Below are 12,580 nucleotides of genomic sequence, written 5' to 3'. Positions count from 1 at the left end.
TAGGTGGTGTAGGTGGGGTTGTTCTGATCCACGCTCACTGAGGTGGCATTCGGGAACAACTGGAAGAAGGCAGGATCGATCGAGGTGATACCTGCCGGAATAGCAACAGAGGTCACACCATGTGCCCGCTCGGCATCGGTGTAGACCTCAAGTGCGTAGGGGTTTATGGACGCAGATGCGCCAGAATCATCGTTTGTAGCAGAATCGTTACCCGCGGGAGCGCTGGTGGAGGTGTCGTCAGCGGCGCTTTCCTGGGTGGCTAAGCCATCAGAATCACTCTGAGCCGCGAACCCCCCCCCGCAGTTCCAGAGTAGAACTTATGTTCGTAACAGCATAGGTGATGCCGTTGCTGACGACCTCAGAGGGAATGGTGATGTCCCCTTCAAGGGAGGTGTTCGCAACACCGACGAGCGTGGCCGTCTTGCCATCAGCGTTAGCGGCGTAGTTAAGGCCTGCGAAGCTGAAGAGCGTCTGAGCATCGCCTGAGTTCAGTGAGACCGTGGCACGCACACGCTCAACGTCAGATTTGTCAGATTTGGCAGCGTTCGCATTCAGAGGCTCGGTTGAATTCGTCACCGCGACCGGACGTGCCATCTGCTCGTCACTTGCCGAGGAAGTCTGTTGCGCATCGCTACTTTGCGAGGATGCGTCGGTGTCCTTGGCGGCATCGGCAGCAGACGCGTTTGCCTGCGCGTCATCAGAGGCGCTTGCAGACGCTTCGGGCGAAGCGGCGTAGGCCTCAGGCAACACATCGCTTGGAATGAGTGTGATAGCCAGCACGGCTGCCAGCATAGAAGATATAACCCGTTTGGGCATACGTAGTGTGCTCATAACCTGTCCCTTGTCCCGACCGCGGAACCTGTTTCCAGGCTTCCCCTCCGCTTGGTCTTCGTGTTCCTATTTTCCCGTTGGTACGGCAGGCAGCATAAACCCGTATTTCCAAAAAGCGCAACCCCTGACGCGCAAGAAAATCTATTTGGCCCGATTTCTCCACAGAGCGCACACAGGCGCATGGCAGCGATCAGCAGTCCGCTTGGGCAGACAGTGCGCTGGGGCTAGAATTCAGAGCGCTGACGCTTGCGGGCAACCAGATCGCGCGCCGCCGAGATATGGATGCGGATCAACTCGTCATCGCTGTGGCACGTTTCATGCAGCGCATCGAAGACCACCGGCATGAGGCGCGAGAGTTCGCCCGTCCCCGCATCTGTGAGCGTCACCGAGCGAATGCGACGGTTCGCATCGGAGCGGCTGCGCGTGATGAACCCGCGCGCTTCCAGATTCTTCAAGCATGAGGTGATATCGCTGGAGTTGAGGAACAGGAATTGCGCGATGGCGGCGCTGGTGTCGCTGCCACCCATAACGCGCAGCGCCAGCATGACGCGAAAGTCGCCCACGGCCAGCCCGTACGCTTGGAGCGCGCGCGAAGTGAGCATGCGCGAGATCATGACGGTATCCACCAAAGCCGTATCAAGACGCAGCGCCCCGCCTTCGATGCGCGGGTGAGAATGGAGCTCAACGGCATTCATCGAGCTGCGCGATGCGGCATCGAATTGCTCGGAGGTGAGCGAGCCCCAGTACTCCTGCATGGTAGCGAATACCGCTGCGTCAGCATGCTGCACGAGCGCACGCCCCGCGTCGCTGAGCGCCAGATGCACCGTGCGCATATCGCTCAGGCTTTCGCTGCGCTCAAGCAGGCCTCGACAAACCAGCTTCGACACCGCCGTGGAAACGGTAGAGGCGCCCACACCCAGATCGTGCGCGAGGCTACCCGCGGCCGCTTCGTCCACATCGAGCAGCCGGACCATGGCGCGGTATTGCAAGGGAGTGATGCCGCACACACGATCGAGTTCGTGCGCGATCGACTTCGCCAGCACATCCATCATGGTCAAGTAGTCGCTCATGAAGTCGAAGGCGAAACTCTTGTCAGGCTGATCGCACGTCAACACGTGCGTACGATAGAGCGTTTCCGGCAGATCGACCGGCGGGTGCACGGCCGCAGCGGCAGGTGCGCACTCCGACCCTGCATCAAATACCGTGTTCATGGCGTCCTCTTCCCTCTTCTCGATGATTTTATTTTAATGCCGATATAGTTCAACATCAATATTGTTCATCTAGATAATTGTGAGCGAAGCACCCTTCCCGCCTAGCAGCGCACGGCGTATACATGAAAGCGCGCAGTTGAGCCGGTAGGCCTTGAAAACGCGGCCACGTTGGGCACAGAGCGGAACGAGCCGCAGCGCCCGCGAAGCAGTTCGACCAAACCGACCGCACGCGAGTTCCAAGAGAAGCAAGAAAGCACAGACAGCAAGCAAGAGAGAGAACAAGAGAGAGCAAGGAGGCGAGTCATGAGCGAAGAGTCCTTCGTCTACACCGCATGCCCTGGGTGGGGCGACCACGACTACTGCGCCATCAAGACCATTGTGGCCGACGGGCGAATCGTACGCACCGAAAAGGTGGAGTACTCCGATCCCGAGAAACCCGATGGTCACATCTGCCAGAAAGGATGCTTGGCCGGGCGCCAACCCTACGACCCGAAGCGCCTGACGCATCCGCTCAAACGCGTAGGGCCGCGCGGCAGCGGCCAATGGGAGCACATCAGTTGGGATCAGGCGCTTGACGAGATAGCCGCCAAGCTGAACGAGCTGCGCGACGCCTATGGGCCTGAATCGGTGTGCATGTGGAATTTGGCGGCGGGCTGCCCGCCTGCCTACGGCTTCAACCAGATGATGCCCTCGCGCTACGCCAACTGTTTCGGCATGACGAACATGATGGGCTCCATCGGGCTTGACAATGGCCCCTGGTACGCCGAGTTCTACAGCTGCGGCACCACGGCGAATCACGTGCTGGTGGACCCGCGCATCTTGAGCCAGGCCGACACCGACCTCATTTACGTGTGGGGCTGCAACCCCATTGAGAACCAGATTCGCTGCGCGCAAAACCTGGTGCGCGCACGTGAGCGCGGGGCGCGCATCGTCGACATCGGGCTCATCTTCGACGGCACCGCCGGGTTCGCCGACGAGTTCGTGGGCGTGAAGCCGGGCAGCGACGGGCATCTGGCCATGGCCATGATCGACTACACCCTGAAAAACGGCTTGCAAGACGACGGCTATCTGCTGATGCGCACCGCTGCGCCGTACTTGGTGCGCGAGGACACCGGCATGATGTATCGCGACGAGGCTGGCAACTTCGCTGTGTGGGACAACGCTGCCGATGCGCCGGGCTTCGTGGCGCGCGCCCGAGGTGAGCTGCCCAGCACCGAGATCGCCTTGTTCGGCGAGTACGAGGTGGGCGGCGTGAAGTGCAAGACGGCGCTTTCCAAGGTGGCCGAAGAGGCGGCCAAGTGGTCTGCCGAAGCCGTTGCCGACACGGTCGGGCTCAGCGTCGCGCAGATCGAGAAGCTGGCCGATGATTTCGCGCGCGCTCCGCATGCGTTCGTCTTGAGCGGATACGGCCTGCGCTACGAGAACTCGAACGAGACGTATCGCATCCTGCATCTGCTGGGCATTCTGACCGGGCGTCAGGGCACCCCTGGCTCGGGCGTGATCGAAGCGCTTCAGCTGCAAAGCTGGCCAGTGGTGTTCAACGACCTTGCCATGCTGCTGCCCGTGGAGGGCGATATCACCTCGGTGAAGTCGAAGCCGGTGCGCATGGCTGAGTGGTTCGAGCTGGCCCAAAGCCCCGAGAGCCCGTACAAGGCGCTGATCGTGGGGCAGGGCAACCCGGTGCATCAGCAACCCACGCGCCAGCGTTGGCTTGATATCTTCGACAAGATGGAACTGGTGGTGGACTTCGACGTATGGATGACCGACACCGGCGAGGTGGCCGACTACGTGCTGCCCGACTGCATGTCGTTCGAGCGCGAAGACCTCATTGCGGGCGCGTGCTACAACCATGTTATCCTGCAAGAACCAGCCATCGATCCGCCTGAGGAATGCCGCGACCCCGTGTTCTTCTACACCGAACTGGCCAAGCGCACCGGCCTGGGCGAGTTCTTCGACAAGACCGGTCCCGAGTGGATACAGAAGCGCCTGGAAACCGATTTCCCGCTGATCGCAGGCGTGCAGCCGCCCATCACCTACGAGCGCCTAAAAGCCGAGAAGATGATTCGCACCATGGCGCCGCCCGAGCCGAAGTACGACGGCTACCTGAACCCCCTCGAGGTCATGGAGAACGCCACCGGGCGCATTGAGATCTATGCCGAACGGCTGCTGGGGCATGGTTTGGCCGTGACCCATCCGCTGCCGGTGGGCTGCATCGGTACGCAGGCCAAATACCCCTTCCAGCTGTTCACGGGGCGTCAGCGCTTCTTCATGCAATCCAGCTTCACCGATGATCCCATCAACGTGAAGCTGTCGGGTGGCACGCCAGCCACGCGCCTGAATCCGGCCGACGCGGCGAAGATGGGTCTGATCGACGGCGACAAGGTTGAGGTCTACAACGACAAGGGGCACGTGGTCACGCGCCTTGAGGTGGACGAATGCGTGCCAGCGGGCACCGTGCACGTATGGTTCGGCTGGCGCCGCCGCCAGTTTGAAGAGGGCACCTACGCCGAGATGGTGCACGAATGCCCGAACATGCAATCGACCGGCCCGGTGCAGAACACCTGGTGGAACGACTGGGTCACCCACGGACATCATCCGAATCCCTTCGTGGAGTTCATGGCGGCCCTCGTTGGCTCCACCGACTGCTACTGGGATTCCTATTGCAACATTCGCAAGTTCGACGAAGGGAAGGTGGCTTGAGCCATGGCATACAAGATGCTTGTTGATATGGAGCGCTGCATCGGATGCTGGACGTGCGCTATGGCCTGCAAGATGTGCCACGATCTGCCCGATGACGACTACCGCGTGACCGTGCGCACGAACGGATCGGGCGCGGGCATTGACCGGCCGCAGGGAGTCTATCCGAACCTGCGCATGAGCTGGCAGCCCATCTATCAGACGTCGTGCACGTGGTGCGCCGAGCGTCTGGCTGAGGGCCTGATGCCCATGTGCGAGTACGAGTGCCCCACCGAGGCGCTGGCGTTCGGTGACGATGCCGACCCGGACAGCCGTTTCAGCCAGAACCTGGCGCGGTGCAAGGAAAAGCACTGCCATACCTTCGAGCTGCCGGAATACGAAGGCAGCCGCACAGGCGTGGTGTACGCCACGAAATAAGGTAGGTGTCGCGTGCGTGCGCGATCGTGCACGCACAAGCGATGCTCTGAAAGCGCCCGTCGCGTCCTCGAGATGCGGCGGGCGTTCTTGCATGTTCTTGCACGGGACTCTCTTCTATGAGGGAAGCTCTCTGAAAGAGCTCTTCCCATTCGCGACCCCCTTGGGGGCGCTACTTCCCGCTACTTCCCGCTACTCCCCCGGACCGGCTTGGCGAATCTCCTGGGGTACGTGGGCGTACTTCTCAGCGAAGTTGCGTGCGAACATGCCAGCGAGCTTCTCGGCCTGAGCATCATAGGCTGCTCGGTCGCCCCATGAAGCTGCCGGATCGAGCATGTACGCTGGGCAGCCCGGGCAGCTCTGCGGCACCATGAACCCGAAATGCGCATCGCGCGCATAGTCCACATCGTCAAGCTGCCCTGCGAGCGCCGCGTTCACCATGGCACGCGTGTACTTGAGGGGCATGCGCTCCCCACGGCCGTTCCAGCCCGAGTTCACCAGATACACATCGGCGCGCGCCTTCTGCACCTTCTCTTTCAGCATCAGCGCGTAGCGCACCGGATCGAGCGGCAGAAAAGGCTCGCCGAAGCAGGTGGAAAACGTGGGGACCGGCTCGCTGACGCCCACCTCGGTGCCTGCCACCTTCGAGGTGTACCCGCTCAGGAAGTAGTACATGGCCTGGTCAAGATCCAGTTTCGCAATGGGTGGCAGTACCCCGAACGCGTCAGCGGTCAGGAAGATGACCGTGCTGGGCACGCGCCCGCGCCCATCAGGCTGAATGTTGGCAATGTGCCCCAGCGGGTAGCCCACGCGCGTGTTCTCGGTGATGGTGCGGTCGCTGTAGTCAAGCTGACGCGTGGCCTCGTTCATGACCACGTTCTCCACCAGCGCACCGAACCGCACTGCGCCGAAGATGTCGGGTTCGTGCTGTTCGGAGAGGTCGATGCACTTCGCATAGCAGCCGCCCTCGAAATTGAAGACCATGTCGTCGGCCCATCCGTGCTCGTCGTCGCCGATCAAGCGGCGCTTCGGGTCGGTGGACAGCGTGGTCTTGCCGGTGCCCGACAGCCCGAAGAACACCGCGGTGGAGCCATCTTCGCCCATGTTCGCCGAGCAATGCATGGGCAGCACGCCTGAAAACGGCAGCACGTAGTTCATGATGGAGAAGACCGTCTTCTTGATCTCGCCCGCGTAGCGCGTGCCTGCGATGACCACGCGGCGGTTGACGTAGTCGATCATGACCGCCGCCTCGCTTGCCGTGCCGTCGCGGTCGGGGTCGCATTGGAAGCTGGGCGCTACCAACAGCGTGTAGTCGGGCACGAAGCTTGCGAGCATGCTGGCGCTCGGACGGCGCAGCAGCTGGTTGGCGAACAGCGCCTGGCTGGCCAACTCGCCTGCGATGCGGAAGCGCTTCGCGTGATCGGGCCCGACCCCCGCGTAGCCATCGAACACGTACACGTCCTGATTCGAGAGGTGCTCGGCCACGCGCGCCCAGAGCGCATCGAACGTTTCCTGCGATACGGGCCGATTCACCTCGCCCCAGGCGATATCGTCATGCACCTCTGGCACATCTACGATGAACTTGTCCTTCGCCGAGCGCCCGGTGCGGCTGCCGGTGTGAACCACCAGCGCGCCCGTTTCCGACAGCGCGCCTTCACCGCGTGCCAGCGCATGCTCTATCAGATCGGCTGGTGCTAAGTTGCGAAACACCTTCTTGCGCGGCGTGATATCAGTGCCTGCCAGTTCGTTGGTATCCATTCGCTTCCCTTCACGCCGCTTCTCGGCGTTGTTCGTCGGTGCTATCGTGTTCACACATAATACATCCCGGACCTGCTCTGATGCGCTGCGCACTATGAACTCTGCAAGGCTTCCTTCAAATACCGACCCGTTACGCTCTTTGCGCAAGTCGTAAGGGCCTCCGGGGTGCCCGTAGCCACCACGCGCCCGCCCGCCTCGCCGCCGCCCGGCCCCATATCCACCAGATAATCCGCGTTAGCCATGACGTCAAGGTCGTGCTCGATCACGATAACCGTAGCTCCATGGTCGATCAGGCGCTGGAGCACGCCCAGCAGCAGCTTCACATCGAGCGGATGCAGCCCGATGGAAGGCTCGTCCAGCACGTAGAGCACGCCGGTGGTGCGACTGCGCACCGCCCGCGCCAACTGTACCCGCTGACGCTCGCCGTTAGAGAGCGTGGCGCTGGCGCGATCGAGCGAAAGATATCCCAGACCCAGCTGTTCAAGACGGCAGATGGGTTCGCTGGTCTCCGCGATGATGGCCTCTGCCATAGCCTGCATTTCCTGCGGCAACTCTGCGGGAAGCCCGGGCAACCAATCGCGCAGACCGTCCAGCGTCAGTGCGGTTGCCGCACCCAGATCCATACCGCCGAGCAGGCTTGACCGGGCTTTCGCCGACAGACGCGTACCATGACAGTCGGGGCAGATGCCCTCTTTCAGAAATTTCGACACGCGCGCGAGACCCTTGTCGTCCTTCACCTTCGCCAGCGCGTTTTCCACCGTATTCACCGCGCTGTAGTAGGTGAAGTCGAGCTCAGTGGCGCTCGATCTGTTCTTCGGCACGTACAGGATGTGCTTCTTCTCCATAGGTCCATGCAGCACGATGTCCTGCTCGTGCGCGGTGAGGTCCTGATAGGGCACATTGGTGCGCACGCCCATCTCGGCGGCCACCTGCGGCATCAACGACCACATCAGCTGCCGCCACGGCGCCACCGCCCCCTCGTCAAGCGTCAGCGTTGGGTCAGGAATCAGCGTTGATTCATCGACCGTGCGCACGATGCCGGTGCCGCCGCATGTTGCGCACGCGCCGCGGCTGTTGAACGCAAGGTCCTCAGCGCCCGGGCCATAGAACTCAACGCCGCACACCGGGCAGGTGAGCGGGCGCTCTGCTGCCACGTTGAGGCTGGGTGGCACCTGGTGGCCGTTCGGGCATGCGTGGCTGCCCAAGCGCGAAAAGGCCAAGCGCAGGTGGTTCAGAAGCTCTGTGGCCGTGCCGAACGTAGAGTGCACGTCAGGCACGCCCGGGCGTTGGCGCAGCGCGATGGCGGCGGGCACATGCAGCACTTCGTCCACCTGGGCGCGCGTGGTCTGGCCGATGCGGCGGCGGGTGTAGGTGGACAGCGCCTCCAAATAGCGCCGCGACCCTTCCGCATACAGCACCCCTAACGCCAACGAGCTCTTGCCCGAGCCCGACACGCCCGCGATGCCCACCAGGCAATGCAGCGGCACATCCACGTTCACGTCACGCAGGTTATGCACGCGCGCGCCGCGCACTTCGATGGCGCGTGCCTCTTCGAACGCGTTCGCGGTATTCGCCATGCCTCCGCTCCTTGTCATGCCCCTGCTCCTTGTGTTGTTGGCTCTGTTGGCTGTTGCGCAGCAACCTGGTTGCGTTTCGGATACCATTCTCATACCAGAGTGCGCTTCCCGGCAAGCCACCAGACGGAAACGAGGTACTTCTGTGGACGAAATGATGCTGCTTGACGCCCTGCAGGCAACGCTGCGTGCGCCGTGGCTGGATGGCATCATGGTGCCCATCACGTTGCTGGGCAACCTGGGGGCCGTTTGGCTTGTGCTCGGCGTGGTGCTGGCTTGCTTGCCGAAGCAGCGACGTGTCGGCGTGGCGGTGATCGTGGCTGTGGTGGCCGCGGGCGTCATCGGGAAGCTCATCATTGGCGAGGTGGTCATGCGACCGCGCCCCTGCGACGTGAATCCGAGCATGCACCTGCTTATTGCGCGGCCGTTCGGCTCGTCGTTTCCCTCGGGGCATACCGCGGCGGCATGTGCTGCGGTAGCCGTGCTGGTGGCCGAGCGCATGCCGCGGGGGCTCACCATTCCCTGCGCCGTGCTGGCTGTGCTCATCGCCGTTTCGCGCTTGTACCTGTACGTGCACTACCCCACCGACGTGCTGGCTGGCGCTGTGCTCGGCATTGCCGTTGGTGTTGGTACCGCGAAGCTGATCGACGCCCTCTAGGCATCGGTTCTCTTACTAAAGGGTTGCAACTGCGCACCGCACATGCAGCATCGCCGCTGAATCCCGAACGCGCGCCCATAATGAGAAGCGGGTGATAGCGCACGAAGGAGGGAGACAGCGCATGAAGAAAGAAGCGGTCGTAACCGGCTTCGCCTTGTTCGCCATGTTCTTCGGCGCTGGCAACCTCATCTTCCCGCCGTATCTTGGCATGGAGAGCGGTAACCTATGGCCGGTGGGCCTGGCCTTCTTCGTGCTGATCGACGTGGTGCTGGCGTGCTTGGGCATCTACGCGCTCAACGCGGCGGGCGGCGGCGAAGTGGCGTTCGGCCGCACGATCGGCAAGGTGCCTGCCGTGGTGCTGAACACCGCGGCGATCCTGTGCACCGGGGTGCTCATCGCCATGCCGCGCACCGCGGCCACCACCTACGAGATGTCGCTCGTGCCGAACTTCGGCGATGTGGGACTACTGCCGTTCTCGCTCGCGTTCTTCGCAGTGGTGCTGCTTTTGACCATTCGCAAATCGAAGGTGGTCGACATCATCGGCAAGGTGCTCACGCCGCTGCTCGTGCTGGGCATCGTAGCGCTCATCATGGCGGGCATCATCGGTCCCATCGGGCAGGTCGGTCAGCCCCTCTCGCACCATGTAGCCCAAGATGGCATCCTTGCCGGATATCAAGCCATGGACGTCCTGTGCGTGATCGGCTATTCCATCGTGCTGCAAGACACCCTGAAATCGGCCGGTTTCACCGAGCGCACCGTGAAGCTGCGCATCCTCACCATTGCCAGCATCATTGCCGCTACCCTGCTGACGCTCATCTATGGCGGTCTCACCTATCTGGGGGCTACCAGCGCCAGCGCCTTCCCGCCCGATGTCACGCAGGCCGAATTGATCGTGGGCATCACCGAAATGCTCATGGGAAGCGTCGGGGTTGGCATTTTGGGCGTGGTGGTGGCACTGGCGTGCCTGACCACCGCCATTGGGCTCATCGGTTCCACGGCTGCGTATTTTCAGCACCTTACCCACGACCGCATCAGCTACCCTGCGGGCGTCATCATCTGCACGATCGCAGGCGTGCTCATCTGCAATCTGGGGCTTGACCTCATCATCAGCCTGGCTTCGCCCATCCTCGTGCTAGTGTGCCCGCCCTTCATGACCACCATGGTGCTCATCCTCTTCGCGCGGCACATCCACTCGAACATGCTCTATCGCGGGGCCGCTTTGGGTGCGTTCGTGGCAAGCATTCCCCTTGCCCTCCATTCCGCGGTCGGCGCGTGCGCATGGGTTGAGGCGCTTCCGTTGTTCAGCTATGGGTTCGCGTGGTTGCCGTTCGCGATCGTAGGCGGCGTGATCGGGGCGGTCGTGGGGTGCACGTTCGGGAAGCACCGGTCTGCTGCCCGCAGGTAGCTTCACCCAACATCCTGAGCAACGCCGCTCAGTAGGATAAACATCGGCAGAGATGATACCCTAGAGGTCGCAGGCGAAGGAGGCGATCATGCGCGTATTGTTGGTGGAAGACGACGGTGCCATCGTGAAGGCGCTCAGCGAATTGCTCCGCACCGAGGGCTTTGATGTGTCCACCGCAAGCACCCAGACCGGTGCGCTCGATCAGCTGACCGCGCAGCGCTTCGACATCGCCCTCTTGGATGTGACGCTTGCCGAAGGCAACGGGTTTGCCGTGTGCGCCGCTGCGCGCAAGGTAGCGCCGGGCATGCCGATCATCTTCTTGACCGCCTCTGACGACGAATACTCAACCGTAGCGGGGCTGGACATGGGCGCAGTGGACTACATTCCCAAACCGTTCCGCGCACGCGAGCTGGTCTCTCGCATTCGCGCGGCGCTGCGTCAGGCGAACCCCGTGGAGCGCACCCTGATCGCCGGGGACCTCTGCCTTGACGCGACCTCTGCGCAGGTGACGAAGGCGGGGCGCGAGGTGTTCCTCTCGGCGCTCGAATACCGGCTTTTGCTCTACTTCCTCCAAAGCAAGGGCAAACTGGTCACGCGCGAGAACCTCAAGGACGCCATCTGGGACAGCGCGGGCGAATACGTCTCCGACAACGCCATCAACGTCTACATCAAGCGCCTACGCGAGAAGGTGGAGACCGACCCATCTGACCCGCAGATCATCCTGACCGTGCGCGGCATGGGCTACAAGGTGGACGCTTGATGGGAACGCGGTTCGCAGCAGTGGATGAGGCGCGCCCGGCAGGAACGCCATTCGCGGAATCAGGAAGGCGACCCTGATGGGATCGTATGCTGCCGTCGTTCGCCAGACCCTCCTGCTCGCAGCGGCCATGACCATCATCGTCTTCGCTGCGCCCGCAGAAGCGAAACCCTGGTGCGGCCTGTGCGCGGGCATAGCGATCATTCTGTTCCTCTCGGTTGCGCTCTGGCGCCATGCCGCCGTGCGCCGCCTGTCAGCCCGCATAGACGAAGTGCTGCACAGCGGGCGCGCTGTCGCGTTCGAGAAATGCCGCGAAGGCGACCTGGCCGTTTTGACCAACGAGGTTGAGAAGATGGTGGCGCGGCTCTCGCGCATGGCCGACCAGCTTCAACAGGAGCGCAATGCGCTGGCCGATTCGCTGGCCGACGTGTCGCATCAAATTCGCACGCCGCTGACCGCGGTGGAGTTGATGCTGCCCGCGATCGAGCGAATGGACGACCCCCTTGAACGCAAGCGCGCCATGCGCGAGATCGAAGAGCTTCTTGAACGCATCGCATGGCTGGTGACCACGCTACTCAAGATCGCGAAGGTGGACGCGGGCGCCATTCGGGCGCAAACCGCACCGGTGAGCGCGCGTGCGATGATAGAGCGCGCAGCGGCGCCGCTGGAAGCCGCCTTCGATCTGCACGACGTGCGGCTGCGCATCGAGTCCGACGATGCGGCTACGTTCATGGGCGATGAGATGTGGACCGCCGAAGCGCTGGAGAACATCCTGAAGAACTGCATGGAGCACACCCCTGCTGGTGGCAGCGTGACCATACGCGCCGCCGAGAACGCCCTTGCCACCACCTTCACCATCACCGACACCGGTCCAGGCATCGCCGCAGACGATCTGCCGCACATCTTCGACCGCTTCTACCGCGGAACTGCCACCGCAGAGACACCGGCGCCCGAAGGGTTCGGCATCGGGCTGGCGCTCGCGCAGGCGCTCATTTCCGTGCAAGGGGGCACGCTGCGCGCCGCGAACGCCCCAGAGGGAGGCGCCCAATTCCAGATCGCCTTCCCAAAACTGGTCGTATGATCAGAGGACAAAGGGATGGCTCGGCACTTCGGAGGATACTGCCGCTCCGCTGCTCGCTTCGCTCGTGCGCTGCGCTCCTTCATGCATTCACCAACGCGCTTCGCGCGATTCTAGAAGGTGTTCAGACAGATCCTCCGAAGTGCCGAGCCATCCCTTTCTCGCATCCCTCATCAAGATGACTATTCTGTAATGAG

10 protein-coding genes are annotated in these 12,580 nt (G+C 62.5%); 6 read left to right on the top strand and 4 right to left on the bottom strand.

Translation table 11 applies throughout. The features are described 5' to 3' along the window. Nucleotides 1–273: 273 nt before the first annotated feature. Nucleotides 274–831 (bottom strand): hypothetical protein, encoded by a 558-nt coding sequence (locus NFR19_RS04405; protein WP_251212577.1) that lies wholly within the window; start codon nucleotides 829–831, stop codon nucleotides 274–276. A gap of 224 nt (nucleotides 832–1,055) precedes the next feature. After that, the gene (locus tag NFR19_RS04400) at nucleotides 1,056–2,042 is read right to left on the bottom strand and encodes a MarR family winged helix-turn-helix transcriptional regulator (protein ID WP_251212576.1); all 987 of its coding nucleotides are present in this window, start codon (nucleotides 2,040–2,042) and stop codon (nucleotides 1,056–1,058) included. 303 nt (nucleotides 2,043–2,345) lie between these two features. On the opposite strand from NFR19_RS04400, the gene NFR19_RS04395 reads away from it, so the two are divergent. Together NFR19_RS04395 and NFR19_RS04390 are read left to right on the top strand one after the other, a co-directional pair. Beyond that, on the top strand, nucleotides 2,346–4,742 hold the full coding sequence (locus NFR19_RS04395; RefSeq protein WP_251212575.1) for a molybdopterin-containing oxidoreductase family protein: 2,397 nt from the start codon (nucleotides 2,346–2,348) through the stop codon (nucleotides 4,740–4,742). Between the two features lie 3 nt (nucleotides 4,743–4,745). Continuing rightward, a complete protein-coding gene (locus NFR19_RS04390; protein WP_251212574.1) occupies nucleotides 4,746–5,156 on the top strand; it encodes a 4Fe-4S binding protein in 411 nt (136 codons plus the stop codon). A gap of 189 nt (nucleotides 5,157–5,345) precedes the next feature. On the opposite strand, the gene pckA is transcribed toward NFR19_RS04390, so the two are convergent. After that, the gene (gene pckA, locus NFR19_RS04385; protein WP_251212573.1) at nucleotides 5,346–6,911 is read right to left on the bottom strand and encodes a phosphoenolpyruvate carboxykinase (ATP); all 1,566 of its coding nucleotides are present in this window, start codon (nucleotides 6,909–6,911) and stop codon (nucleotides 5,346–5,348) included. A 92-nt stretch (nucleotides 6,912–7,003) separates the two neighbouring features. Then, nucleotides 7,004–8,506 carry an excinuclease ABC subunit UvrA gene (locus NFR19_RS04380; protein ID WP_251212572.1) on the bottom strand — a complete coding sequence of 501 codons (1,503 nt, stop codon included), beginning with the start codon at nucleotides 8,504–8,506 and terminating at the stop codon, nucleotides 7,004–7,006. Between the two features lie 133 nt (nucleotides 8,507–8,639). Between NFR19_RS04380 and NFR19_RS04375 the strand changes: the two genes are divergently transcribed. From NFR19_RS04375 to NFR19_RS04360, 4 genes are all read left to right on the top strand, one after another. Beyond that, nucleotides 8,640–9,143 carry a phosphatase PAP2 family protein gene (locus tag NFR19_RS04375; RefSeq protein WP_251212579.1) on the top strand — a complete coding sequence of 168 codons (504 nt, stop codon included), beginning with the start codon at nucleotides 8,640–8,642 and terminating at the stop codon, nucleotides 9,141–9,143. A gap of 121 nt (nucleotides 9,144–9,264) precedes the next feature. Next, nucleotides 9,265–10,548 carry a branched-chain amino acid transport system II carrier protein gene (gene brnQ, locus NFR19_RS04370; RefSeq protein ID WP_251212571.1) on the top strand — a complete coding sequence of 428 codons (1,284 nt, stop codon included), beginning with the start codon at nucleotides 9,265–9,267 and terminating at the stop codon, nucleotides 10,546–10,548. Between the two features lie 88 nt (nucleotides 10,549–10,636). Continuing rightward, nucleotides 10,637–11,308 (top strand): response regulator transcription factor, encoded by a 672-nt coding sequence (locus NFR19_RS04365; RefSeq protein WP_251212570.1) that lies wholly within the window; start codon nucleotides 10,637–10,639, stop codon nucleotides 11,306–11,308. A gap of 76 nt (nucleotides 11,309–11,384) precedes the next feature. After that, nucleotides 11,385–12,386, top strand: a complete 1,002-nt coding sequence (locus NFR19_RS04360) for a sensor histidine kinase (protein WP_251212569.1) — start codon at nucleotides 11,385–11,387, stop codon at nucleotides 12,384–12,386. Nucleotides 12,387–12,580 lie beyond the last annotated feature (194 nt).

Origin of the sequence: Adlercreutzia murintestinalis (assembly GCF_943192905.1) — a bacterium.
GTDB classification, from domain to species: Bacteria; Actinomycetota; Coriobacteriia; order Coriobacteriales; family Eggerthellaceae; genus Adlercreutzia_A; species Adlercreutzia_A murintestinalis.
The sequence above is the reverse complement of the archived record's forward strand: the minus strand, read 5'-3'. Positions and strand labels throughout refer to the sequence as shown.

Excerpts from the sequence above, each read along its gene's own strand:
- NFR19_RS04395 (WP_251212575.1), top strand. The coding sequence starts at position 2,346 with ATGAGCGAAGAGTCCTTCGTCTACACCGCATGCCCTGGGTGGGGCGAC.
- NFR19_RS04375 (WP_251212579.1), top strand. The coding sequence starts at position 8,640 with ATGATGCTGCTTGACGCCCTGCAGGCAACGCTGCGTGCGCCGTGGCTG.
- NFR19_RS04390 (WP_251212574.1), top strand. The coding sequence starts at position 4,746 with ATGGCATACAAGATGCTTGTTGATATGGAGCGCTGCATCGGATGCTGG.
- NFR19_RS04405 (WP_251212577.1), bottom strand. The coding sequence starts at position 831 with ATGAGCACACTACGTATGCCCAAACGGGTTATATCTTCTATGCTGGCA.
- pckA (WP_251212573.1), bottom strand. The coding sequence starts at position 6,911 with ATGGATACCAACGAACTGGCAGGCACTGATATCACGCCGCGCAAGAAG.
- NFR19_RS04360 (WP_251212569.1), top strand. The coding sequence starts at position 11,385 with ATGGGATCGTATGCTGCCGTCGTTCGCCAGACCCTCCTGCTCGCAGCG.
- NFR19_RS04380 (WP_251212572.1), bottom strand. The coding sequence starts at position 8,506 with ATGACAAGGAGCGGAGGCATGGCGAATACCGCGAACGCGTTCGAAGAG.
- NFR19_RS04365 (WP_251212570.1), top strand. The coding sequence starts at position 10,637 with ATGCGCGTATTGTTGGTGGAAGACGACGGTGCCATCGTGAAGGCGCTC.
- brnQ (WP_251212571.1), top strand. The coding sequence starts at position 9,265 with ATGAAGAAAGAAGCGGTCGTAACCGGCTTCGCCTTGTTCGCCATGTTC.
- NFR19_RS04400 (WP_251212576.1), bottom strand. The coding sequence starts at position 2,042 with ATGAACACGGTATTTGATGCAGGGTCGGAGTGCGCACCTGCCGCTGCG.